The organism is Pectobacterium wasabiae CFBP 3304 (assembly GCF_001742185.1).
Lineage (GTDB): Bacteria > Pseudomonadota > Gammaproteobacteria > Enterobacterales > Enterobacteriaceae > Pectobacterium > Pectobacterium wasabiae.
In genome coordinates this window covers 635,766-660,315 of the sequence record NZ_CP015750.1, presented here as the reverse complement: position 1 = coordinate 660,315, position 24,550 = coordinate 635,766, and the positions used below count along the sequence as shown (strand labels likewise).

Sequence of the window (24,550 nt, the reverse complement as noted above, 5' to 3'; positions counted from 1 at the left end):
GCCGTCAGCGCGGCGGGCGAATTGATAAAAGCCATGCTATAGATTTTAGGCGACAGACCGATTGATCAGGGAGCTCAGTGACTATTTTCATTGCAAAAAGACGTTTTACTTTAAAAAACCGTTTCATTGGGCAAAAAAGTGCCACCGGGAAAAAAGGCATAGCGGGAAGAAAAACCGGCCTTGCTCGCTGCGGCGGTGTTCCGCGATACCGGATATTTGGCCTGATGTGCGCGTTGCTCATGTTGGTGCCTGAAAGTCAGGCGGCGAATGTGCGTCTGCAAGTCACGGGGCTGGAAGGGCAGTTGCAAAAGAATGTGAGAGCGCGTTTATCCACTATTGCGGGCGATGAGGTTAATGCTGACGGGCGTTTCCGCTCCCGCGTTGATGAAGCGATCCGGCAGGGGTTGCGTGCACTCGGCTATTACGATCCACAGATAGGTTTTGAATTTCGACCTGCCGTAAATGGCGGACGACCGGTATTGATTGCCACTGTCACCCCCGGCGAACCGGTAAAAATTGCTGGAGTGAACATCACGCTGCGCGGCGGTGCGCACGATGATAAAGACTACCAACAGTTGGTTAAAGACGATCGCCCCGACATTGGCTCGGTGCTGAATCATAGCGATTACGATCGTTTTAAAAGCGGGCTGAACGGTTTGTCGCTACGCAAAGGCTATTTCGATGCGCGTTTCCAGCAAAGCCAGCTTGGCGTGATGCGCGAAGAGAAAGAAGCCTTTTGGGATATCGATTTTGATAGTGGGGAACGCTATCGCTTTGGCGCTGTACGCTTTCAGGGCGCACAAATCCGCGAGGATTATCTGCAAAATCTGGTGCCGTTTCATGACGGTGATATGTATACCAGCGAAGACCTCGGTGAGTTAAACCGCCGTCTTTCCGCGACGGGGTGGTTCAATTCTGTCGTGGTGTCGCCCAATTTTGATCAGTCAAAAAGTACCAAAATTCTGCCGCTGGACGCAGTGGTGACGCCGCGAACCCGTAACCGCATCGAAACCGGGGTGGGTTATGCCACGGATGTTGGCCCACGTTTTAAAACTACCTGGAATAAGCCTTGGGTGAATTCACGGGGTCACAGCCTGGAAAGCAGCCTGAGCGTCTCCGCGCCGGAGCAATCGCTTGATTTTAGCTACAAAATTCCCTTATTGAAGAATCCACTTGAGCAGTATTACCTGCTGCAAGGCGGCTTCAAGCGCGAAGACCTCAACGATACCCAATCTGATGGCACCACGCTGAACGTGGCTCGCTACTGGGATCTCTCCAGCGGTTGGCAACGGGCGATTAATCTGCGCTGGAGTCTCGACCACTTTACGCAGGCGAGCGTAACGGATACCACGATGCTGATCTATCCTGGTGTCAGCATTAACCGAACCCGCCAACGCGGCGGGCTGATGCCGGTATGGGGCGATACGCAGCGCTACTCTATCGACATTTCCGACACCGCGTGGGGATCGGATATCGATTTTGCCGTGGTTCAGGCACAAAACGTCTGGATTCGCACGCTGGCGGATAAACACCGTTTTGTCGCGCGCGGCAATCTGGGCTGGATTGAAACCAATAATTTCTCCCGTGTTCCGCCCTCACTGCGTTTCTTTGCCGGTGGCGATCGCAGCATCCGTGGGTATAAATACAAATCTATTTCGCCGCGTGACAGCGACGGCAAACTGACCGGTGCGTCCAAGCTGGCGACCGGCTCGCTCGAATACCAATACAACGTGACGGGAAAATGGTGGGGCGCGGTTTTTGTTGATTCAGGTGAAGCGGTGAATGACATCAAACGGAGTAACTTCAAGACCGGCACGGGGGTCGGTGTACGCTGGGCCTCGCCGATTGGCCCGGTGAAACTCGATGTCGCCATGCCGATCGGCGATGCGGAGAAGAAGAATGATGTTCAGTTCTATATCGCACTGGGGCCTGAATTATGATGGATGATAAAAACGACAACAACGCACCGGTCGCGGTGACGGAAGAAAAGGTCGCGCAGGATAATGTACCGACGACGCCAGCACGCAAAGGACGCTGGTGGAAACGCATCGGCATTGGCATCGTCGCCTTCTTATTGCTGCTGGTTGTTGGAGTGGGCCTGCTGGTAGGAACCACGCCGGGTCTGCACCTACTGCTGAATACCGCCGCGCGCGTGGTGCCGGGGCTGGAGATCGCCAGTGTGAGCGGGGGTTGGCGTGATTTAACGCTGAAAAACGTCAGCTACCAGATGCCGGGCGTGACGGTAAAGAGTGAAGAATTTCACCTGTCGCTGGTGCTGGGTTGTCTGCGTAAAAGCCAACTGTGCATCAATGATCTCTCGGCTAACCGCATTGACGTTGTCGTCGATACCAAAGCGTTGCCCGCATCAGAAGAGCCGCCTCCTTCTTCAGAACCGGTCACAGAAATCTCAGCGCCTTTCCCGATTTCTCTACGCCAACTGGTGCTCAACGGCGTTCAGGTTACCGTCGATGATACGGCGATTTCTCTGGGCGAATTCCGCACCGGAATGCAGTGGGAAGGGCGCGCGCTGACGCTGCTGCCGACCAAAATTAGTGCGCTGCTGGTGGCCTTGCCAAAGACACCGGTTAGTGTGCTGGAAGATGGCAAAGTGACGGCGGCGGAAATGGCGTCCGTCATCAAAGAAACGGCAGCGAATGTTCGTGAGGCTGCTGAACAAGGCACCTCACAAACGCTTCAAATCGATAAAGTGCTAGAAGCAAATAACACGGTAGCGGCTGCCACGACGACGACACCGATACCAACGGCGAAAACGGATAATGCCTCGGATCAACCCGCAGCGCCTGAACCGCCGCTGGGCGAACGCCTCCGCGAACTGTTCTCCAAACCGCTGCTGGCGGATTTACCGCAGTTCACGCTACCGCTGGATTTGAACATCGTCGAGATTCACGGTGAACAACTGCGGCTGACGGGCGATCAGGACATTTTGATTAATAACCTGTTCGTGCAGGCGTCGACCCAACAGCAGCATTTGCGTCTGGACAAACTGATTGTGCAATCGCCGCAGGGTGGATTGAATGTGCGCGGCGAGGCAACGCTCAGTGATAACTGGCCCGTTTCGCTGGCGGCGAACGGCGTGTTGAACGTCGATCCGCTCAAGGGGGAAACGCTGAAGCTGACGGTCGACGGCGGCCTGCGCGAGCAGTTGAATGTGGCTCTGAATCTCTCGGGGCCGCAGCGTGCGCAATTGGAGCTGCAAACCAAACTGGCGGAAGCCGGGTTGCCGCTGGCGTTGACGCTGCAAACCGAACGCGTGCGCTGGCCGTTGACGGGCGTAACACAGTATCAGGCCAATAATGTCAGGCTGCGTTTTAACGGCAAAGCGACCGACTACGCGCTGTCGCTGCGCGGCGACCTGAGCGGGGCAGATATTCCCCCCGCGACGCTGCTGCTGGATGGTAAAGGCAATGAGCAGCAGTTTACGCTGAGTCGCCTACGGCTGGCGGCGTTGCAGGGCAATGCCGATCTGAGTGCGCTTATCGACTGGAGTAAAGCAATCAGTTGGCGCAGTGAACTCCTGCTGAACGGAATCAATACGGCGAAACAGTGGCCTGAATGGCCCGCAAAAATAGATGGAAAGATTACGACGCGCGGCAGCGTCTATGGCGGTAGCTGGCAGTTGCAGGTGCCAGAACTGCGTCTGGATGGCAATGTAAAAGCGAATAAGCTTACGGCCAGAGGTGAACTGCGCGGTAACGCGGCGGGGCAGTGGACAATACCGGAGCTGAATCTGGCATTAGGCCGTAACCAACTGAACGTCAAAGGCGACTTGAGCGACAAGTGGCAGTTGGATGCGGACATCAATGCGCCATCGCTGGACGGCATGTTGCCCGGTCTGGCGGGACGCGCCCTCGGCACGCTTAAGCTACGTGGCAATCTGCGTGAACCGCAGATGTTGGCAGATATCACGGCTTCGGGTCTACGCTGGCAGGCGATCACCATTAACCAAGTGAGGGTGGAAGGCGATGTGCGTTCTGAACAGCAGATTCAAGGTAAACTCGCGGTGCGTCTTGAAGCGCTGAAGCAGGACGGCCTGAATATTGCCCTGTTGACGCTGGATGCCAGTGGCAATGAGAAACAGCATCAGCTTCGGTTGAATATGCAGGGAGAACCGGTTGCGGGACAACTAGCGCTTTCAGGCAGCTTCGATCGTCAGGAACAGCGCTGGCGCGGCACGCTAAACAATACCCGTTTCGACACGCCGGTGGGAGAATGGCGTCTGACGCAGGATATGGCGTTGGATTATCTGAATACGCAACAGAAGATCACGATTGGTACGCACTGTTGGCGTAATCCGAACGCCGAGCTTTGTGTACCGAAAGCGATTGAAGCCGGGCCGAGCGGACAGGCAAGTATTCGACTGAACCGTTTCGATCTTGCTATGTTAAAACCGTTCCTGACGGAAGATACGGTGCTGGCCGGGACGTTCACCGGTGGTGCCGATATCAGTTGGCAGGCGGGACAAGGTTTACCGCAGGCGAAAGTCTCGCTGGTGGGTAACGGCGTGAGCGTGCGCCAGCAGATGCAGGGCAACACGCTGCCAATTGATTTCGATACCTTTACGCTGAATGCTGGGCTCGATCGCGGGCGGGCACAGCTTGGCTGGCTGATGGCGATCCGGGAAAACGGACGCTTTAGCGGTGATATTCAGGTGACCGATCCACAAGGCCGACGCAATCTCGGCGGCAGCGTCACGATAAATAATATTTCGCTGGCATTGCTCAACCCGGCATTGAGCAAAGGAGAAAAGGCGGCAGGCATGCTGAATGCAAACCTGCGTCTGGCGGGCGATGTCGCTCGCCCGCAGCTATTCGGCCAAATGGTGCTGGAACGGTTGGATATTGATGGCAACTGGATGCCTATCGATCTAACTAACGGGCGGCTGGCGGTGAACTTCAGCGGGATGTCGTCAACGCTGCAAGGTTTTTTGAAAACGGACAATGGGCAATTGAACCTCGGTGGGAATGCCGACTGGTCGAGGCCTGATGCCTGGCGTGCGCGGATTGCTGCGAAGGGCCAGAAGCTGCGGGTGACGATTCCACCGATGGCGCGGTTGGATGTTTCGCCGGATATTGTTTTTGAAGCCACGCCGCAACTGTTTGCGCTAAACGGCTCTGTCAGTATCCCGTGGGCGCGGATCGTGGTTAAAGACATGCCGGAAAGTGCGGTGGCGGTGTCGTCGGATGAAGTGATGCTGGATGCTCAGCGCCAGCCGTTGAAGAAAGCCAGCGCCGCGATTCCGATTAACAGCAATTTGACGATCCGCGTTGGCAATGATGTTCGACTGGATGCATTTGGGTTGGCCGCGCGCTTGCAGGGTGACCTGAAAATGGTTCAGGACGAGCGCGGATTAGGGCTGAACGGCCAAATCGATATTCCGTCCGGTCGTTTTAAAGCCTATGGGCAGGATCTGATCGTTCGTAAAGGACTGATTTTGTTCTCTGGACCGCCGGATCAGCCGATCCTGAATATCGAAGCCATTCGTAACCCAGACAACACCGCTAATGATGTTATCGCTGGCGTGCGTGTCACCGGTATGGCCGCCACACCGAAGCTGGAAGTCTTCTCCGATCCGGCGATGTCACAGCAGGAAGCACTCTCTTATCTGCTGCGTGGGCAAGGTTTGGACAGCGGTGGAGCAGATAGCTCGGCGATGACCTCAATGTTAGTAGGTTTAGGGGTTGCACAAAGTGGGCAAGTTGTGGGTAAAATCGGCGAGGCCTTTGGCGTAAGTAATTTAGCTCTGGATACACAGGGTGTTGGCGATAATTCTCAGGTTGTCGTCAGCGGCTACGTCCTTCCGGGTCTGCAAGTGAAATATGGAGTTGGCATATTCGATTCTTTGGCAACGTTAACGCTGCGTTACCGCTTGATGCCAAAGCTATACTTGGAAGCGGTGTCTGGAATTAGTCAGGCACTAGATGTGCTCTATCAGTTTGAGTTCTAGCGATGCGAATTATTGTTTACGGCAGTTTACGACGCAAACAGGGAAATAGTCATTGGATGACGAATGCGCAATGGTTAGGGGATTGTCAGCTCGCCGGTTTCGAGCTGTACGATCTCGGCCATTATCCGGCTGTCGTCCCCGGCGATGGAGAAATTCATTGTGAGGTTTATCGCATTAGTTCGTCGATTCTGACGGAGCTGGATGCCTTAAAGCGGGACGGCCACGAATACCAGCGTGAGCTGATTTCCACTCCTCTGGGCAGTGCCTGGATCTATCTGTATAAACACCCGACTGAAGGGTTAACGCGTATTGCCAGCGGTGACTGGTTGAAGCGTGATGAAGAGGCTTGAGGTCGAGTAACCCATCAAGTCATGGTCGCCATAAATAAAAACACCGCGTAACGCGGTGTTTTTGATCGTGCTATTTTTTGAGCACGTCATGCTTTTGCATACGCAATGCTTTTGATGGCGTATGGAGCGGCGCTTATTTGTTTTTTGCGCGCTCGAAGGAAGCAACGATTTCGGCTTTTGCCGCAGCAGCGTTATCCCAACCGTCAACTTTCACCCACTTGCCTTTTTCCAGATCTTTGTAATGTTCAAAGAAGTGGCCGATCTGTGCGCGCAGCAGTTCAGGCAGGTCGTTAACGTCTTTAATGTGATCGTATTCTTTGGTCAGCTTGCTGTGTGGAACGGCAACCAGCTTGGCATCTTCACCTGCTTCATCGCTCATTTTCAGCACGCCAACAGGACGGCAACGGATCACAGAGCCAGGCTGTAACGGATACGGGGTCGGTACCAGCACGTCAACCGGGTCGCCATCCAGAGACAGCGTGTGGTTGATGTAGCCATAGTTGCATGGGTAGAACATGGCGGTAGACATGAAACGGTCTACAAACAGCGCGCCAGTATCTTTATCAATCTCATATTTGATCGGATCGGCATTCGCGGGAATTTCAATCACTACATAGATATCTTCTGGCAGATCTTTACCTGCCGGAACATCGTTCAGACTCATGTCAGTTTCCTTCTCTTAAAACCTGAAATAGCGTGGCCGTCATTATAGCCAAAAAGCGTTTCATGTCGCCGATTTTTAGCGTGTCGACGCGCTATGCATTAACGTGAGTCGTTTAAGTAAAAATACTTTCGTTACTAAAGTTTCTTTAAAGAAAGCAGGCTTGCTACCGATAGGAACATGATCAAGATCACGTTATGCGGAGCATTTCTCCGCATTTATTTATCATTTGTAATGTCAGGGAAATGGAAATGTTAAAAAACATCACAATCAAGACGAGCTTGATTGCTTTGTTGAGCATGATGGTGCTGCTCTTATTACTGGTATGCGGAATTGGCATCACCTCCATCAATCAGGGGATCACGTCACTCACGACTATCGACAAGATTCAGGGCAAAGAAGTGACGGCGCTTGCAGGGAGCTACACGGCCTCGCTGCGTGCCAGAACGGGGGCAGCATTGGCTGCTCGTCAGATGGAAAATGGACTGACCGATCTCGCGAATGCGTCAGTGGCGCGAGCAGAAGCCTACACGGCACTTTCCCACCAAGAAATGATGCGTTTTCTTTCCTATGGCACCGTAACGGAACGCGGCGCCAAAATGGCGGCAGAGGTGAAAAGCAACTACGAGCAATATATGAACCTTGGCGTTCAGCCAATGGTCGATGCGCTGAAACGTGGTGACGTTGCTGCTTATTACGCGCTGTTGCAGGACGTGCTACCACCGCTTAGCGTTGAGATGGATAAGGTAGCGAATGAATTCCGCGACTTTGGGCTGGAAGTGGGAGAAAACATGCTCACTGAAGCAGAAAGTTTTGCGTTCGAGCGTCTGACGATCATCGGTATTGCCTGTCTATTCGTTCTGCTGCTGGTGGTGGCTGCCTGGGCTGCCCTGAAACGTTCTATTTTGTCCCCGCTTGAACAAACGGTCGAACAGTTGGAGTTTATTGCCCGTGGCGATTTAACCCAGCCTATTGCCGATGGCGGCAATAATGAAATTGGTCGCCTGACTCAGGCGATGAAGGCAATGCAACATTCGTTAGCCACCGCTGTAGGGCGTGTCCGCGATGCGGGTATGCAAATCGATGTCGGTACGCGCGAGCTATCTTCCGGCAATACGCATCTGGCCGCCCGCACAGAAGAGTCCGCATCGTCGTTGGAAGAAACTGCCGCCAGTATGGAACAGTTGACCGCCACGGTGACGCTCAACGCCGAGAGTGCGGAACAAGCCCATACGCTGGCACAAAATGTGTCAGATATTGCCAGTAAAGGTAGTGATATGGTGGGGAACATGATTGAGAAGATGCAGATGATCTCCAGCAGTTCCACACGTATTGGCGATATTTTGGCGGTGATTGACGGTATCGCGTTTCAGACCAATATTCTGGCGCTGAATGCGGCGGTTGAAGCCGCGCGGGCGGGAGAGCAGGGGCGGGGGTTTGCTGTGGTTGCGGGGGAAGTCCGTAATTTGGCGCAGCGCAGCGCGCAATCAGCGAAAGAGATCAAAACATTGGTGGAAGAATCCCAGAGCCGCGTCAGTGAAGGCACAGTGATGGCAAAAATGGCTGGCGAAACGATGGATGACGTCTCTGACGCAGTCGGGCGTGTGACGTCCCTGATGCGTGAGATCTCAACGGCAACGCGTGAGCAGAGCAATGGAATTGGGCAGGTGAATTTGGCGGTATCGCAGATGGATGAGGTCGCGCAGCAAAATGCGTCTCTGGTTGAAGAATCCGCCGCTGCCACGCGTTCATTAGAGGATCAGGCACATTTGCTGGCGGAAAGCATGGCACAGTTTAAAGTGCAGTCGCAGGAGTTTGCCGCTATCGGCCGATTCTAATACCCCTTTCATACTTCATAAAAAATTCCCGTGAAAGCGGGAATTTTTTGCCTCACTTTTCGAGAGACGTCTTCTCGTCTTCCGATTTCTTCTTCTTGCGCAGTTTATCCCAGATTTTACTTTCCTGTCCGCGCCATAGGCGTTGGATATTGTCGTGGTGACGCATCAATATCAGGCAAGAGAGCATTGCGACGGGGAAAGTAAACTGGGGTTTGAACCACCAGACATAAAATGGTGCGATGAGCGCACTGACGATAGCACCGAGTGAGGAATAGCCGCTTAACAGAACGGTCAGTAGCCAGGTGCCGGTCATCAGGCCTGTCAAATCCCAACCGATAGGGGCGATGGCACCAAAAGCCGTTGCCACACCTTTACCCCCGCGAAAGTGGAAAAATACGGGATAGATATGGCCGAGGCAGGCGGCGATGGCGGTTAACCCGAGATACAGCGGGGCAACGCCCAGTGCGTAAGCAGCCCAGACGGGCAACATGCCTTTCAGAACGTCAAAAACCAACACGGTTGCTGCGGCAGCTTTGCCGCCAATACGCAATACGTTAGTGGCTCCGGGATTGCCAGAACCATGTTGACGCGGGTCGGGCAGCCCAGCAATTCTGCAAAACAAAATCGCACTGGAAATAGAGCCACACAGATACGCGATTAACATCATACCAAGCGCGGTAACACTCATAACGCCATTCCGTTTAATAAGGGTCGTTTTACTCTTCTCATCTGTGGATAATACGCACATTCCGTCGGAAGTGGTATCCGACAGCGACAAAAACAGAGAACGGCGTGATGGATATCGTATTTATTGAAGAGCTTACTGTAATCACTACCATTGGTGTTTACGATTGGGAACAGACGATCCAGCAGAAGCTGGTGTTCGATATCGAAATGGGCTGGGATAACCGTCAGGCAGCAGCCAGTGACGATGTGAATGACTGCCTGAGCTATGCCGATGTTAGCGATGCGGTGATTGCCCATGTGGCGAACCAGCGTTTTGCTCTGGTGGAACGTGTTGCTGAAGAAGTCGCGCAGTTGCTGATGCAGCGCTTCGCTATTCCCTGGCTGCGCATCAAGCTTAGCAAGCCAGGCGCCGTGGCGCAGGCGCGCCAGGTTGGAGTTATTATTGAGCGCGGTACGCGATAAATCTGATTCAACAGAATAAATACGGGTTTACGTGCAACTAAATCGTAACCCAACTAGTCTATAAGCCAGTTATACCCGTCATACTTCAAGCTGCATGTACGTTGGCGCGCTACTCGGCCCACTTACGTGGATCTCGCCCCGATGGGGCCGCTGCAAGCAGCGTTCAAATCTGCCTCTGGCAGATTTGTCACTCACCCGAATCACTTACTTGAGTAAGCTCATCGGGGTTCTTTCTCTTGCCGCCTGCATGCAACTCGAATTATTTAGGGTGTGTAGCGGCTCGCGAAAGTACGCAGCCGCTTTTTTATGGGCTAAATTTTCGTTTTTATTAGAGGCAAGGATTTTTAGATGACTGACCTGCATTCGCTGCTAATCGCATTCATTCTTGGTGTGGTCGAAGGGCTGACCGAGTTTTTGCCCGTATCGTCTACGGGGCATATGATTATTGTTGGTCACTGGCTAGGGTTTGTTGATGAGAAAGCCAAGACGTTTGAAGTTATCATCCAGCTTGGCTCGATTCTGGCGGTTGTCGTTGTGTTCTGGCGTCGTCTCTTTGGCCTGATTGGGATCCACTTCGGAAAGGTGCCGCATGAAGGGCATACGGCTGGCCGACTGAAGTTGACGCACATCTTACTGGCCATGATCCCTGCGGTTGTGCTCGGTCTGATTTTCCACGACGTGATCAAATCGTTGTTTTATCCACAAAACGTGATGTATGCGCTGGTTATCGGGGGCTTCCTGCTGTTAGCGGCTGAATGGCTTAAGCCTAAAAAACCACGTGCCGTCGGGCTGGATGACATTACGCATCGTCAGGCGTTTATGATTGGCTGTTTTCAATGTCTGGCGCTGTGGCCCGGTTTTTCACGCTCAGGGGCAACGATTTCCGGTGGAATGCTGGTGGGTGTCAGCCGTTATGCGGCCTCTGAGTTCTCTTTTATTCTGGCGGTTCCCATGATGATGGGGGCGACCGTTTTGGATCTGTATAAAAGCTGGCATTTCCTGTCGCTGGCTGATGTACCGATGTTTGCCGTGGGCTTCGTGACGGCGTTTGTCGTGGCGCTGATTGCGATTAAAACCTTCCTGAAAATCATCAAACGCATCTCGTTTGTTCCCTTCGCGATTTACCGTTTTATCGTCGCGGGCGTGGTTTACATGGTCTTTATGTAAGTCTGAGAGACTTGGTTGTTGTTAGATAGAGAAGAGGCCGCGCATTAGCGTGGCCTCTTTGTTTTCAGGATGTACCCGAGATATCAGGCTGCTGTGCTTTCCACTCTGCCAGAGCATGAATACGGCGACGGGCCAATTCATTACGCACATCAATGCCTTTAAAACCATCGGCGACGACGCTGGCACTGCTGACCAGGGCGGCGATGTGGAAGGCTTCACGCAGGTAGTCGCCTTGTGGATAAGGGTTCTCTTCAAAACCGGCACGGCCTCTGGCATCGGCCTCGCTAGTCAGCGCGAGCTGCTCCAGACGCTGTGGCTTGCGCCAGACGTCAATCGCATCAAATAACTTCAGCAGGGTTTTGGGTTGCAGTACCTGCACGGTATGAATCAGGTCATGATATTCCGTAACCAGCTTCGCCAGATCGCGAATGGGGTTAGGCACACGTAAGCGCTGACACAGGGCTTCAACCAGTTTGACACCCGCAGGGCCGTGCCCATGATGTCGTGGCCACAGTTCAGGCGGTGTTAGCCCTTTTCCTACATCGTGACACAGTGTGGCAAAACGCACGTCAATCTCTGGACTGAGGCGTGCGGCCATTGCTACTGTCATCATGGTATGAATGCCGGTATCGATTTCCGGATGCCATTTGGCAGGAGCGGGTACGCCATAGAGATTATCGATTTCAGGGAACAGCACGGCCAGCGCGCCGCAGTCACGTAGCACCTGAAAATAGACATCTGGCGACGATGTTCTGAGCGCTTTTTCCGTCTCTTTCCAGACGCGTTCTGGCGTTAGGTAAGCCAGTTCGCCCTCATGCACCATTTTTTGCATCAGCGCCATGGTTTCTTCTGCAATCTGGAAGCCGAGATGGGCAAAACGTGCGGCAAAACGGGCGACACGCAGGACGCGTAACGGATCTTCGCCAAAGGCGTCAGAGACATGGCGCAGTACGCGGTTCTCAAGATCGCGACGACCGTGATAAGGATCGATCAGCTCACCCTGCTCAGTACGGGCAATGGCATTGATGGTCAAATCGCGGCGGAGTAAATCCTGCTCTAACGTGACATCCGGTGCGGCATGGCAGACAAATCCAGTATAGCCTTTGCCGGATTTGCGTTCGGTTCGTGCGAGGGCGTATTCATCGTGGCTGACGGGATGTAAGAAAACGGGAAAATCCTTTCCAACCTGCTGGTAACCCTGCGTAAGCAGATGCTCCGGCGTCGCACCGACCACCACCCAATCCTTTTCGGTGACGGGTAAACTCAGCAGGCTGTCCCGAACAGCGCCGCCGACAAGGTAAATCTTCAACGTCGGGCTCCTGAATCAATAACCAATATTTCACAACATACTACCATCTTTATGCTGTTGCGTTAGTCACAGAGAAAAATGCCTGCAAGAAGCAGGCACGTATTCTAATCAGTTCATCCAGCGGTCATTTTTCTTTTTGCGAGGGATGATGTGCGGTAGCAACAGGCCTAGCAGCAAGCCTATACCCGCGACACCTCCACCATACATAAACCACTGTAGAATGATGGTGCGCTGCTTATCATCAAGCTGGACATTCGCCGCACTGACTTTTTTCTGTGCGACGATAAGCTGATTTTTCAGATCCTGATTTTCCTGACGTAATCCGTTGATAATATCATCACTGGCCGCTACTTTTTGCTGCATGTCAGCGGTGCGCTGGTTCCAGGTCTGATCGATATTATTCAGTTTGTCAGTCAGGTCTTTTACCTGTTTTTCCAGCTCCGGCACCCGTGTACGCAGGCTTGGCGTATCGCTAAGCTGGTCGAGAGGGATCCAGGTGGTACGGTTTTTATCATCACGGATCTGTGCATAACCCGCGCTTTCATTGACGCTGAGTAGCGTGACCTCAGCGCCAGCATTCACTGTGCCGACGATACGATATTGATTGCCTGGCCCACTGTGGACATACGTCAATAACTCATCGGAAATGTAGCGTTTTTCTTCCGCCTGTGCGGTCCAACTCAGCGTGAGAGAAAACAAAGTGAAACAGAGTAAGCCTAATTTCTGCATAAGATCATCATGTTGCGTTAATGGTGGTCTGATAGTAGAGGCTTAAGTCTGACGAGGCAATGTATAAACCGAAATGAGAACAGTCTTACTCTTGGCGGGCGTCATACCAGGAAGGCGGTGTCCTCCGTATTTAAACAGAGAGAAGAATGTTCCTAATGGCAAGTTTGCATAAGAAATGCGCGCTTGTTCGCAGGTGAAAAAGAGTGTGTGCGGTAAGGGTAGTAAGGTGAAGTAAAATGTTATTTACTGACATAATAATGAACGCGATCTTGGTGTTGTGAATGCTATGAGTGAAGAAATTGAGCTGAAATTTATTGTTCATCCTGACAGCGTTGAATCGCTGCTGACGCAATTGGCTGAATGGGAGAGTGATTACAGCCAGTATGAGCATATGCGTGCTCAGCGTCTGAGCAATGTCTACTATGAAACCGCAGATAACTACCTGCGTCGTAATGGCATTGGCCTGCGTATTCGCGGCGAGAATGAACGCTACGAAATGACGGCGAAAACGGCGGGTAAGGTGGTTGGTGGGTTGCACCAACACCCTGAATATAACGTTGCGCTGGAGAAAGCCGAGTTGGATCTCAGCCTGTTTCCTACGGAGGTCTGGCCGGACGATTGCGATATTGAGGCGCTGCAACCCTCACTTACTCCACTGTTTAGTACGGATTTTACGCGTGAGAAGTGGGTGTTTACTTACTACCAAAGCGTCATTGAGGTTGCATTAGACCGTGGTGAAATTCGTGCTGGCGATCTGAGTGAGCCGCTGTGCGAACTGGAGATGGAACTTAAGTTGGGGCAAACCACTCATCTGTTGGCCTTGGCAAAAGAAATCGCGGAGTTTGGTGGTATGCGGCAGGGCAGCCTCAGTAAGGCGGCACGTGGATACCATCTGGCTAAAGGCAATCCTGTGCGCGAATGTCTTCCGCTCAATACATTGGTCGTGGATGCAAAAACCAACATCGATCAGGCCATCCGCGCGGCGCTAGAATTGGCGTTGGCTCATTGGCAATACCACGAAGAACTGTGGGTAAGAGGAGATGCCTCTGCCCGTGACGCTATGCCACAGGCCAGCGCGTTGATGCGCGAAATGCTGGTGCTGGTGGGAGGTGTCGTGTTACGTAAGGTCACCACGCTTTTCCGCTCTGCACTCGCCACGCTGGAAAATCGGTTACAAGGTCCCGGTGGAGCGGAAATCTGTTATAGCGCCGACTACCTGCAAAGTAAGTTAGTGCTGACTTCGTGGCTAATCGAGTCTGGCTGGTGCGACTATATGGATAATAAAGATCGCATTAAGCTACAGGGCTCGTTCAAACGCTTTGCCGACATTATGCTAAGCCGTAGCACAGCGGAGCTGAAAAGTGCTTTTTCTTCTACCTTGACGGAGGCGCAGTACGAGCAGCAAATCCCTCGCCTTCAACGTAATCTCTGCGCATTTCTCCTCTTATCCGGTGCCTATCCGGCAGAGCAAGTAGAAGCCTACGTTGAACACTGGCGGGCGTTACTACAGGAGATTGAGCGGCTTGCTGCCGGGCAGGCTCCTTCTGTCTATCTGGAAGCCCAGCGTAAAGCCGTGCTGACTTTGTCTCCGTTCTGGCTACATAGCGGCGGACAGTAACCGTTAACTGCCGCTTGTCAGTGAGGATAGGCGGCACATCAAGGGAACCCCCATGTCGATACTTCCTTTGCCTGCTTTACCTGCGCTTCTGACGGAACACTCTCAGCGTGCGCTATCGCGTTTGTGGGAAGCCGCACCTGATGAACCGATAACGGACAGCGATGCTGCTGTTTTGGCATTGAGCGATTTTGTCAGCGATGCGCTTGCGCTGCATCCTGACTGGTGGCAAGGGATTCATCAGCAACCGCCGCAGCCCGAAGAGTGGCGGCACTATGCCGACTGGCTGCGTGACGCTCTGACCAGTGTTAACGATGAAAATGCGTTGATGGCGGCATTGCGTCGGTTTCGCCGCCATATGTTGACGCGAATTGCGTGGTCGCAGGCGCTGCAAACCAGTACCACGGAACATACGCTGCGTCAGTTGAGCGAACTGGCTGAAGTGATGATTGTGGCGGCCAGAAGCTGGCTATATGAGGCCTGTTGTCGCGAGTGGGGGACACCTTGTAATGCGCAGGGCGTGGCTCAGCCTTTGCTGATTCTTGGCATGGGGAAATTGGGTGGAGGAGAACTCAACTTCTCTTCGGATATCGATCTTATCTTCGTCTATCCCGAAAATGGTCACACGCAAGGCGGACGGCGCGAGTTGGATAACGCACAGTTCTTCACGCGTCTGGGACAGCGCCTCATTAAGGTGCTGGATCAGCCGACTGTCGATGGCTTTGTTTACCGTGTGGATATGCGGCTACGTCCCTTTGGTGATAGCGGCCCGCTGGTGCTCAGCTTTGCCGCGATGGAAGATTATTATCAGGAGCAGGGCCGCGACTGGGAACGTTACGCGATGGTCAAAGCGCGCCTGATGGGCGGAATGGACGATGCTTACAGTCAGGAACTGCGTAGTACGCTGAAGCCCTTCGTTTTCCGTCGCTATATTGATTTCAGCGTGATTCAGTCTTTGCGCAACATGAAGGGCATGATTGCCCGTGAAGTGCGTCGCCGGGATCTGCGTAACAACATCAAGCTGGGGGCGGGGGGAATTCGTGAAATCGAATTTATCACGCAGGTTTTCCAACTGATTCGCGGCGGGCGTGAACCGGGGTTACAGGGGCGATCGTTGCTACCTACGCTCCAGCATGTGGGGACTCTGGGATTATTAACGCCACAACAGGTGCTCGATCTCAGTAGCTCTTATTTGTTTCTACGCCGTCTGGAAAACCTGTTGCAGGCGATTGCTGATGAGCAGACGCAAACGCTGCCGGGTGATGAACTCAATCAGCAACGTCTGGCATGGGGAATGGGTTTCGACAGTTGGGATGCATTGCAATCCATGCTGTCACAGCATATGCAGGCGGTGCGGAACGTATTTGATGAGCTGATTGGTGATGATGCGCCAGACAATAACGATATCCCTGAACATAGCAGCTATAGCAGCCTATGGCAGGATACGCTGGACGATGGTGAACTGGCCCCGCTAACGCCGCATCTTACGGAAACCGTGCGTGAGAAGCTGATGCGGACGATTGTGGAATTTCGTCACGATGTGGCGAAACGCACAATAGGGCCACGCGGGCGAGATGTGCTGGATCAACTCATGCCGTGTTTGCTGGCGGAAGTGTGTGCTCGTCAGGAGGCGGATACGGTGCTGTCTCGTTTGACTCCGCTACTGTTGGGCATCGTCACGCGCACCACCTATCTTGAGCTGTTGCTGGAGTCTCGTGCTGCTCTGGCTCAGTTGATTCGTCTGTGTGCGGCTTCGCCGATGGTTGCCAGCCAACTGGCGCGTTATCCCCTTCTGTTAGATGAATTGCTTGATGCTTCAACGCTGTATCAGCCGACGGCACCGGGCGCGTACTCTGATGAGCTGCGTCAATATTTGATGCGTGTCCCTGAGGACGATGAAGAACAACAACTGGAGGCCGTGCGCCAGTTTAAACAGTCACAGCAGTTGCGTATCGCCGCAGGGGACATCGGCGGCGTCCTACCGGTCATGAAAGTGAGCGATCACTTAACGTATCTGGCGGAAGCGATTATCGCGGCAGTGGTTCAGCAGGCATGGGGACAGATGGTGGCGCGCTACGGCCAGCCATCCCATTTACAGCATCGTGAAGGGCGTGGGTTCGCCGTCATTGCCTATGGCAAGCTTGGTGGTTGGGAGCTGGGATATAGCTCCGATCTCGATCTGGTATTCCTGCTGGATTGCCCGTCGGACGTGATGACGGAAGGCGAACGCAGTATTGATGGTCGCCAGTTTTACCTGCGCCTCGCACAGCGAGTAATGCACCTGTTTAGTACTCGGACGTCATCAGGCATTTTGTATGAAGTGGATGCACGGCTGCGTCCATCGGGCGCGGCAGGTATGTTGGTGAGTACGGTGGAAGCGTTTGATGAGTATCAGCGCAATGAGGCGTGGACGTGGGAGCACCAGGCGCTGGTGCGCGCGCGCATGGTGTACGGCGAAAGCGGCGTGCAGCAGACCTTTGAGTCTATTCGCCGCCGCATCCTCTGTACAGAGCGTGACGCGGACACTCTGCGCACCGAAGTGCGCGAAATGCGGGAAAAAATGCGTCAACATCTGGCGAATAAAGATAAAACGCTTTTTGACATCAAAACGGATGCGGGCGGCATTACAGATATCGAATTTATCGCCCAGTATTTGGTGCTGCGTTACGCCGCGCAGGAGCCGCGTTTAACCCGTTGGTCAGACAATGTACGAATTCTGGAACTGATGGCGCAGTATGGTGTGATGGAAGAGAGCGAAGCTAACGCGCTCAAGCTGGCCTATGTCACCATGCGCAATGAACTACACCATTTGGCCTTGCAGGAACTGTCCGGCCGTGTCAGCCAGGAGCGGTTTGTTGCGGAGCGGGAGCAGGTGCGGGTGAGCTGGAATAAGTGGTTGGTGAACGCGTAAGTTTCTCAATATATGTGGTCAAGCACTCAGCGAAGAGACTCGGTGCGGTGGCGTGTAATGATCGTGCCTATGATATTATTACGCGCATTATGCGAAATAAGCCTGGAGTAGAGGATGAAAGTGACGCTGCCTGATTTCCGTCAAGCGGGTGTGTTAGTGGTGGGTGATGTCATGCTGGACCGTTACTGGTATGGCCCTACTAGCCGAATTTCACCAGAGGCACCGGTGCCTGTGGTCAAAGTTGATACGATCGAAGAGCGTCCGGGTGGGGCGGCGAACGTTGCAATGAACATCGCCGCATTGGGGGCTGGTTCGCGTCTGGTGGGGGTAACGGGCATTGATGATGCTGCTCGTGCACTGAACGCTAAACTTGGCGAAGTGAATGTGAAGTGTGACTTTGTCTCTGTTCCTACGCACCCGACGATCACCAAGTTGCGCGTGCTGTCGCGCAATCAGCAGTTGATCCGGCTGGATTTCGAAGAGGGCTTCGAGGGGATTGATCCTCAGCCAATCATCGAGCGTATCCAACAGGCGCTGCCAAAAATTGGCGTGTTGGTGCTGTCTGACTATGCGAAAGGCGTATTAGCACATGTGCAAACCATGATTCAGACGGCAAAAGCGGCTGGCGTTCCGGTGCTGATCGACCCGAAAGGCACCGACTTTTCTCGTTACCGTGGTGCGACGCTGCTAACGCCAAATCTGTCTGAGTTTGAAGCCGTCGCTGGGCGCAGTAAAACGGAAGAAGAACTGGTCGAACGCGGTATGAAGGTGGTGGCGGATTACGATCTGTCCGCATTGCTGATCACCCGTTCCGAGCAAGGGATGACGCTGCTACAGCCGGGTAAAGCACCGCTGCATTTGCCGACGCAGGCGCAAGAAGTATATGACGTGACCGGTGCTGGCGATACCGTCATTGGTGTTCTGGCTGCTGCGCTGGCGGCGGGTAATCCGCTGGAGGAAGCCTGTTTCCTGGCGAATGCCGCCGCAGGCGTTGTCGTTGGCAAGCTGGGAACGTCTACAGTTACGCCGATTGAATTGGAAAATGCTATCCGCGGCCGTGCCGAAACCGGATTTGGCGTGATGACTGAAGAACAGTTGAAACATGCCGTTGAGCTAGCGCGTCAGCGTGGCGAAAAGATTGTGATGACCAATGGCTGCTTCGATATTTTGCATGCCGGACATGTGTCTTATTTGGCAAACGCCCGCAAGCTTGGCGATCGGTTAATCGTTGCGGTAAACAGCGATGCATCCACCAAGCGGCTGAAGGGACCAACTCGACCGGTCAACCCGCTGCCGCAGCGGATGATCGTGCTAGGGGCGTTGGAAGCGGTCGATTGGGTCGTGCCGTTTGAAGAAGATACGCCACAGCGCCTGATTGCTCGCATCTTGCCGGATATTCTGGTGAAAGGCGGAGACTACCAGCCACATGAAATCGCCGGTAGTGAAGAGGTCTGGGCCAACGGCGGTGAAGTGAAGGTCCTGAATTTTGAGGATGGTTGCTCCACGACAAATATCATCAACACGATTAAAGCCACTACGTCTAAATCTTAAACGACATAACACTGACAGTGTGGCTAACCCATTTTAGTCCGCCAGCTAATGATTCTCGCTCTGACACACCACGAGCGAGAATCATATAAATCGTGACGCCGACAGGGCGACACGTCAGATAAAACAGGTATGAAACCAGTGAAGAAAGAACCAGCCGAAGTGAATGCGGTCGCACTGCGGGTAGCGGAGTTGCGCCGGGTCTTACGCCATCACGAATACAAATATCACGTTGAAGATGCGCCTGAAATTCCTGATAGCGAATATGACAAACTCATGCGGGAACTGAAAGCATTGGAGGCAGATCACCCAGAGCTGGTGACGAGTGATTCTCCTACGCAGCGCGTCGGCGCGGCACCGCTGGCGGCATTTGAGCAGGTACGTCATGAAGTACCGATGCTATCGTTGGATAACGTATTTGATGAAGAGAGCTATCTGGCCTTCAGCAAGCGAATTGGTGACAGGTTGAAGAACGGTGATGACCTGACATTCTGCTGCGAACTGAAACTGGATGGTTTGGCTGTCAGCCTGTTATATGAAGATGGCGTTCTGGTACAGGCCGCCACGCGTGGGGATGGAACGACTGGGGAAAACATCACCAGCAACATCCGTACCGTTGGAGCGATCCCATTGCGCCTTGAGGGTGAAAATATTCCGCGCCGTGTTGAAGTCCGCGGTGAAGTGTTTATGAAGCATGGCGGTTTTGAAAAGTTGAATGAAGAGGCCCGCCGCACAGGGAGCAAAGTCTTTGCCAACCCGCGTAACGCCGCTGCCGGATCGCTGCGCCAGCTCGATCCACGGATCACGGCTAAACGCCCATTGACCTTCTTCTGCTATGGCGTTGGCCTTTTGGAAGGCGGTGAATTGCCTGCCAGTCACTGTAAGCGGTTGAAGCAGTTCAAGGATTGGGGACTGCCGGTTAGCGACAGAATCAAGCTCTGTACCGGCTCGGCTGAGGTGCTCGATTTTTATCGTCAGGTTGAACAGACCCGCAGTGAGTTAGGTTTCGATATTGACGGCGTCGTCGTTAAAGTTGACTCGTTGGCGTTGCAGGAACGATTAGGGTTTGTTGCTCGTGCGCCGCGCTGGGCGGTGGCCTTTAAATTCCCCGCGCAGGAACAGCTAACCTGGGTGCGCGATGTCGAGTTTCAGGTAGGGCGGACGGGGGCGATTACGCCCGTTGCGCGTCTGGAACCGGTCGCTGTGGCTGGCGTAATTGTCAGTAACGCCACACTGCATAATGCCGATGAAATTGAGCGACTAGGTTTGCAGATTGGCGATCGTGTCATTGTGCGTCGAGCGGGGGATGTGATCCCGCAGATCGTCGGTATTGTTGAATCTGAGCGGCCAGAAACCGTGCAAGCGATCGTTTTCCCCGTGGCTTGTCCGGTGTGTGGATCTGACGTTGAGCGTGTGGAAGGGGAAGCCGTCACGCGTTGTACCGGTGGTTTGATCTGCGGTGCCCAGCGCAAAGAGGCGCTGAAGCACTTTGTTTCCCGCCGTGCGCTGGATGTTGAGGGTATGGGCGATAAGATCATCGATCAACTGGTGGAAAAAGAGTACGTCAAAACGCCCGCCGATCTGTTTCGTCTAAGTGCTGGGATCATGACGGGGCTGGATCGCATGGGGCCGAAGTCCGCGACAAACTTGGTTAATGCGTTGGAAAAAGCGAAAAGTACCACGCTGGCGCGTTTTTTGTACGCGTTGGGGATCCGTGATGTTGGCGAATCGACCGCCGCCAATCTGGCTGCCCATTTTGGTTCGCTGGAGGCACTTTTTGCGGCAGATGAAGACGCGCTGCTAGCAGTGCCGGATGTCGGTAAAGTTGTTGCCGCGCATGTACGCCATTTTCTTGAAGAAGAGCACAACCAAACTGTGATCCGCGAGCTGACCGATCCTGTCGGCATCAACATCCACTGGCCTGAGGTTCAGGTCGTCAATGCCGAAGAGATCGACAGCCCGTTTGCGGGAAAAACGGTGGTATTGACCGGATCGCTGAGTATTTTGTCCCGTGATGAAGCCAAAGATCGGCTAACGGCGTTAGGAGCAAAAGTCAGTGGTAGCGTCTCGAAGAAAACCGATATGGTGATTGCCGGTGAGGCCGCAGGCTCTAAACTGGCGAAGGCGCAAGAGTTGGGGATTCCGGTGATCGATGAGGCGGAAATGATCCGATTATTAGGGGCATAAACGGATGGAAAAAGAAGACCTGATAGACATTGCCACGATGCCGATGCCCTTTGGCAAATACAAAGGGCGGGTGCTGATTGATTTACCAGAAGAGTACCTGCTGTGGTTCTCTCGCAAGGATGAATTTCCTCAGGGTCGCTTGGGGGAATTGATGCAAATTACGCTGGCAATCAAGGTAGAGGGTCTGCAAGGGTTGGTCACACCGCTGAAGCGAACTCGTTCCTGACTATCCTTCTGCACAACCATGATGAGAAAAGGTCGCTTCAATGAAGTAAAACGGGCCGCTTAAGCTTCATTTTAGGAGCAACACGGGGATGAGGTTCCCGCTGGGATACCTCACCTCGTGGTCGCCCGTGTATCTCGGTTCTTAAACGACTGCCATGAGCATTCAACGAGGCGACCTTTTACGTTTACTGATTACTTCCCTGACGCAGACTATACGTAGATATTAATCTTGTTGTCTGCTGTCGGGTTGTTAACGCCTTCTTGTTTAGCATTTTGCGTCGAAGAAGAGGAATCAGACTGTTGCTCTGATTTTTCACTCTGCAAGCGGGCAATTTGCGCCTGTAACGCTTGGATCTGCGCCTGAATTGCCTGTTGCTGCTGTTCGATTAGTTTACGCTCTTCATCACTTGCTGCACTAGAAGCCGATTCGGTCAGCTTACTTGCCTGTTTGGTGAGTGTCTGAATCTGCTTGTTTAGCTGCGCAATCTGCTGTTCTGACGTGCTGCTGCTTTTACTACTGCTTGCCGTTGTGGTTGATACGCTAGCACTGCTGATGGTATTTGACATCTTCCCTCCTGAAAATATGCCGATATACCCAAATTATTTTGGGTACAGGTCTTTATATCGGCAATTTAAACATGTTCTTGCAGGTGACATTGTTGGTAATGAAACATGAAAGACTCACTTTTTTGGCAGTCAATGTAACTAAATGTGTTTGTCAGGAAATAGGAGAAAAGAAAGGCGCTGGCAAGTATGTTTCCTGACTCCCTTGCCAGCACTAATGATGAAATAACGTCAGTTAACTACCGTACACATTAATTGCGCTGTTCAGTCGCTTCGCCTGAAGGTTTAGTCCTTCGGCTGCATCGGTTGATTGCGTAACCATATCGGTATTGCCCTGTGTCATTTGTTCTATCTGGGCAATCGAGGTATTGATCAAGCCTAACGCAGAAGTCTGCTCATGCGTTGCATTGCTGATTTCTTTGATCATGGTGGAGACCTGGAAGACTTCATCAACGATATCGCTGATATGTTTACCCGCAGTTTCTACCATTGTGCTGCCCTGTTTCACACTTTCAACGTTGGCATCGATCAGGGTTTTAATTTCTTTAGCCGCAGAAGCGGAGTGCTGTGCCAGATTGCGAACCTCGGCAGCTACCACGGCAAACCCTCGCCCTTGTACGCCAGCACGAGCCGCTTCAACGGCGGCATTCAGCGCGAGGATGTTGGTCTGGAAAGCAATACTGTCTATTACACCAATGATATCAACGATTTTATCGCTGGCGCTGGAAATGGAATCCATCATGCCGATGGTTTCCTTCATGATATTGCCACCTTTAAGCGCGGTGCTGCTGGCGGCTTCTGCCATTGTTGTCGCTTGTGCCGCGGTTTCTGCACTTTGTTGCACGGCAACGGTAATTTCCTCAATAGCGGCGGCGGTTTGTTGCAGATTTGCTGACGTTTCTTCTGTGCGACTATTCAGGTCGATATTGTTTTCCGCCAATTTACGGCTGACATTCGTGATGCCATTAACCTGCATACTGACGTCATCGACAAGCGAATGCAGGTTCAGGCCAAACTGGTTAACTGAACGTAGCAGTAAGCCAATTTCGTCTACCCGATTAAGGTGGATATGTTTTACTTTACGGCCTGATACCACATGCTGCGCTTGTTTGAGTATCATCTTGATGGGCTGTGCAATTTGCTGCTGTAGGAACTGATCCATGATGACGGTGAGCAACAGCGTCAGCGCCAACAGCCACAGTGGATTCATGCCGCTGAAAGCAAGCAATGCGGGAATAAGTCCTACCGCTAATACGGCGATGCGCAAGCGCCAGCGGACTGACAATTTCTGCAAAAGCGACAGCGGGGAGAAAAGCCCGGTGCGAACAACCAATCCTTTGTAGAATTTACGGCTTCCTGCCTGCTTTTTCTGCACGGCGCTGTACAACATTTCGGCCGCTTTTATTTCTTCGGCGCTGGGGGTGTTACGTACCGAGATATAGCCTGCCAGATGTTCTTGCTGGTAAACCGGCGTAACGTTGGCGCGAACCCAGTAATGATCGCCGTTATTGCGACGGTTTTTGACTAATCCGGTCCAGCTATCGCCTTGTTTCAACGTAGACCACATGTCGGCATAGGCTTCAACGGGCATGTCTGGATGACGAACAATATTGTGAGGCTGGTTGATGAGCTGCTCTTCAGAAAAACCGCTAACCTTAATGAAGGCAGAGTTGGCATAGGTAATGTGGCTGTGAATATTTGTCGTGGACATCAATATGGTGTCCATGTCTAACAGATACTCCTGCTGTGTGACAGGTGTATTTAATCTCATTAGGAACCCCGGCGTACTTATCCCGCTCAGTTTCCAAGTTCATCTATGCTGGCTGCTTTTCTCACCCCAACTGTCTGGCTATTCCAGAGGGGGGATGTTACAGGGCTACCGCGTGACGATACTGTGAAATCTGTCAGGCATATTGCTGTGTAAATATTCAAGTTATTCAAATAGGTATACTGAAATTTTTTGGGTGGTTTACTCGCTTATATAAAATAATGCCAGACACTATTTATAATGAGCGGGCTATTAGCCCTATTTTGTGCGTGATGGAGATTTTGTAACTATATATTTGTAACTATATGTTTGTAACAAATATGTCATCAGTGTTAGCACGCTTTTTCAGCACGCGTAAATTTATGATGAGGACGATTACCTGTCAATTGATTCATTTTATTGGCAATAAATAATTAGAGAAAAAACGATGAAGAATAGGTGAGTAGAACATGGAATTTTTACTGGGAATGTGTTCTATATAAGCCTTGTTTCTGATTAAGAAAAATCACTTGTTAATTTTTTTATGTTATTTTATTGCCTTAATGCAATAAAATGTTGCTGCAT

17 protein-coding genes are annotated in these 24,550 nt (G+C 52.6%); 11 read left to right on the top strand and 6 right to left on the bottom strand.

The genetic code is table 11. From position 1 onward, the window contains the following. Positions 1 to 224: 224 nt before the first annotated feature. From tamA to A7983_RS02965, 3 genes are read left to right on the top strand one after another with little or no spacing between them, the layout of a single operon-like run. Positions 225 to 1,940, top strand: a complete 1,716-nt coding sequence (tamA, locus tag A7983_RS02975) for an autotransporter assembly complex protein TamA (RefSeq protein ID WP_039478380.1) — start codon at positions 225 to 227, stop codon at positions 1,938 to 1,940. After that, positions 1,937 to 5,965: an autotransporter assembly complex protein TamB gene (tamB, locus tag A7983_RS02970; protein ID WP_005974745.1), complete on the top strand. Its 4,029-nt coding sequence runs from the start codon at positions 1,937 to 1,939 to the stop codon at positions 5,963 to 5,965. The genes tamA and tamB overlap by 4 nt, the downstream gene beginning before the upstream one ends. A gap of 2 nt (positions 5,966 to 5,967) precedes the next feature. Next, the gene (locus A7983_RS02965) at positions 5,968 to 6,315 is read left to right on the top strand and encodes a gamma-glutamylcyclotransferase family protein (protein WP_005974743.1); all 348 of its coding nucleotides are present in this window, start codon (positions 5,968 to 5,970) and stop codon (positions 6,313 to 6,315) included. A gap of 133 nt (positions 6,316 to 6,448) precedes the next feature. On the opposite strand, the gene ppa is transcribed toward A7983_RS02965, so the two are convergent. Continuing rightward, positions 6,449 to 6,979, bottom strand: a complete 531-nt coding sequence (gene ppa, locus A7983_RS02960) for an inorganic diphosphatase (protein ID WP_005974741.1) — start codon at positions 6,977 to 6,979, stop codon at positions 6,449 to 6,451. A gap of 248 nt (positions 6,980 to 7,227) precedes the next feature. Here ppa and A7983_RS02955 point away from each other — a divergent pair, with 248 nt between their 5' ends. Continuing rightward, the gene (locus A7983_RS02955; protein WP_005974738.1) at positions 7,228 to 8,814 is read left to right on the top strand and encodes a methyl-accepting chemotaxis protein; all 1,587 of its coding nucleotides are present in this window, start codon (positions 7,228 to 7,230) and stop codon (positions 8,812 to 8,814) included. A gap of 52 nt (positions 8,815 to 8,866) precedes the next feature. Here A7983_RS02955 and plsY read toward each other — a convergent pair whose 3' ends face one another. Continuing rightward, positions 8,867 to 9,502 (bottom strand): glycerol-3-phosphate 1-O-acyltransferase PlsY, encoded by a 636-nt coding sequence (gene plsY, locus A7983_RS02950; RefSeq protein WP_005974735.1) that lies wholly within the window; start codon positions 9,500 to 9,502, stop codon positions 8,867 to 8,869. A gap of 107 nt (positions 9,503 to 9,609) precedes the next feature. Between plsY and folB the strand changes: the two genes are divergently transcribed. Continuing rightward, a complete protein-coding gene (folB, locus tag A7983_RS02945; protein WP_005974733.1) occupies positions 9,610 to 9,963 on the top strand; it encodes a bifunctional dihydroneopterin aldolase/7,8-dihydroneopterin epimerase in 354 nt (117 codons plus the stop codon). 348 nt (positions 9,964 to 10,311) lie between these two features. Then, positions 10,312 to 11,130 carry an undecaprenyl-diphosphate phosphatase gene (gene bacA / locus A7983_RS02940; protein WP_005974730.1) on the top strand — a complete coding sequence of 273 codons (819 nt, stop codon included), beginning with the start codon at positions 10,312 to 10,314 and terminating at the stop codon, positions 11,128 to 11,130. A 64-nt stretch (positions 11,131 to 11,194) separates the two neighbouring features. Here the strand turns inward: bacA and A7983_RS02935 are convergent, their stop codons facing one another. Then, a complete protein-coding gene (locus A7983_RS02935; protein ID WP_005974727.1) occupies positions 11,195 to 12,439 on the bottom strand; it encodes a multifunctional CCA addition/repair protein in 1,245 nt (414 codons plus the stop codon). Positions 12,440 to 12,547: 108 nt separating this feature from the next. Further along, complete coding sequence (locus A7983_RS02930; protein WP_005974724.1) at positions 12,548 to 13,168, bottom strand: TIGR04211 family SH3 domain-containing protein; 621 nt, start codon at positions 13,166 to 13,168, stop codon at positions 12,548 to 12,550. A 286-nt stretch (positions 13,169 to 13,454) separates the two neighbouring features. Here A7983_RS02930 and A7983_RS02925 point away from each other — a divergent pair, with 286 nt between their 5' ends. The 5 genes from A7983_RS02925 (at position 13,455) to A7983_RS02905 (ending at position 21,655) form a co-directional block, all read left to right on the top strand. Beyond that, entirely contained in the window at positions 13,455 to 14,786 is a 1,332-nt protein-coding gene (locus tag A7983_RS02925; protein ID WP_005974721.1) for a CYTH domain-containing protein, read from the top strand. A 52-nt stretch (positions 14,787 to 14,838) separates the two neighbouring features. Beyond that, positions 14,839 to 17,694, top strand: coding sequence for a bifunctional [glutamate--ammonia ligase]-adenylyl-L-tyrosine phosphorylase/[glutamate--ammonia-ligase] adenylyltransferase (glnE, locus tag A7983_RS02920; protein WP_005974718.1), 2,856 nt, complete (start codon positions 14,839 to 14,841; stop codon positions 17,692 to 17,694). Between the two features lie 114 nt (positions 17,695 to 17,808). Continuing rightward, positions 17,809 to 19,245, top strand: coding sequence for a bifunctional D-glycero-beta-D-manno-heptose-7-phosphate kinase/D-glycero-beta-D-manno-heptose 1-phosphate adenylyltransferase HldE (gene hldE / locus A7983_RS02915; protein WP_005974715.1), 1,437 nt, complete (start codon positions 17,809 to 17,811; stop codon positions 19,243 to 19,245). A gap of 129 nt (positions 19,246 to 19,374) precedes the next feature. After that, the gene (gene ligA, locus A7983_RS02910; protein ID WP_051983887.1) at positions 19,375 to 21,429 is read left to right on the top strand and encodes an NAD-dependent DNA ligase LigA; all 2,055 of its coding nucleotides are present in this window, start codon (positions 19,375 to 19,377) and stop codon (positions 21,427 to 21,429) included. A 4-nt stretch (positions 21,430 to 21,433) separates the two neighbouring features. Further along, a complete protein-coding gene (locus tag A7983_RS02905) occupies positions 21,434 to 21,655 on the top strand; it encodes a DUF3820 family protein (protein ID WP_005974711.1) in 222 nt (73 codons plus the stop codon). A 209-nt stretch (positions 21,656 to 21,864) separates the two neighbouring features. Here the strand turns inward: A7983_RS02905 and A7983_RS02900 are convergent, their stop codons facing one another. Together A7983_RS02900 and A7983_RS02895 are read right to left on the bottom strand one after the other, a co-directional pair. Then, positions 21,865 to 22,221 (bottom strand): FlxA-like family protein, encoded by a 357-nt coding sequence (locus tag A7983_RS02900; RefSeq protein ID WP_005974709.1) that lies wholly within the window; start codon positions 22,219 to 22,221, stop codon positions 21,865 to 21,867. Positions 22,222 to 22,453: 232 nt separating this feature from the next. Beyond that, positions 22,454 to 23,989 (bottom strand): methyl-accepting chemotaxis protein, encoded by a 1,536-nt coding sequence (locus A7983_RS02895; protein ID WP_039478296.1) that lies wholly within the window; start codon positions 23,987 to 23,989, stop codon positions 22,454 to 22,456. Positions 23,990 to 24,550: the final 561 nt, after the last annotated feature.

Coding starts and splice junctions, on each gene's coding strand:
- tamA (WP_039478380.1), top strand. CDS start 225: ATGTGCGCGTTGCTCATGTTGGTGCCTGAAAGTCAGGCGGCGAATGTG.
- tamB (WP_005974745.1), top strand. CDS start 1,937: ATGATGGATGATAAAAACGACAACAACGCACCGGTCGCGGTGACGGAA.
- A7983_RS02965 (WP_005974743.1), top strand. CDS start 5,968: ATGCGAATTATTGTTTACGGCAGTTTACGACGCAAACAGGGAAATAGT.
- ppa (WP_005974741.1), bottom strand. CDS start 6,979: ATGAGTCTGAACGATGTTCCGGCAGGTAAAGATCTGCCAGAAGATATC.
- A7983_RS02955 (WP_005974738.1), top strand. CDS start 7,228: ATGTTAAAAAACATCACAATCAAGACGAGCTTGATTGCTTTGTTGAGC.
- plsY (WP_005974735.1), bottom strand. CDS start 9,502: ATGAGTGTTACCGCGCTTGGTATGATGTTAATCGCGTATCTGTGTGGC.
- folB (WP_005974733.1), top strand. CDS start 9,610: ATGGATATCGTATTTATTGAAGAGCTTACTGTAATCACTACCATTGGT.
- bacA (WP_005974730.1), top strand. CDS start 10,312: ATGACTGACCTGCATTCGCTGCTAATCGCATTCATTCTTGGTGTGGTC.
- A7983_RS02930 (WP_005974724.1), bottom strand. CDS start 13,168: ATGCAGAAATTAGGCTTACTCTGTTTCACTTTGTTTTCTCTCACGCTG.
- A7983_RS02925 (WP_005974721.1), top strand. CDS start 13,455: ATGAGTGAAGAAATTGAGCTGAAATTTATTGTTCATCCTGACAGCGTT.
- glnE (WP_005974718.1), top strand. CDS start 14,839: ATGTCGATACTTCCTTTGCCTGCTTTACCTGCGCTTCTGACGGAACAC.
- hldE (WP_005974715.1), top strand. CDS start 17,809: ATGAAAGTGACGCTGCCTGATTTCCGTCAAGCGGGTGTGTTAGTGGTG.
- ligA (WP_051983887.1), top strand. CDS start 19,375: ATGAAACCAGTGAAGAAAGAACCAGCCGAAGTGAATGCGGTCGCACTG.
- A7983_RS02905 (WP_005974711.1), top strand. CDS start 21,434: ATGGAAAAAGAAGACCTGATAGACATTGCCACGATGCCGATGCCCTTT.
- A7983_RS02900 (WP_005974709.1), bottom strand. CDS start 22,221: ATGTCAAATACCATCAGCAGTGCTAGCGTATCAACCACAACGGCAAGC.
- A7983_RS02895 (WP_039478296.1), bottom strand. CDS start 23,989: ATGAGATTAAATACACCTGTCACACAGCAGGAGTATCTGTTAGACATG.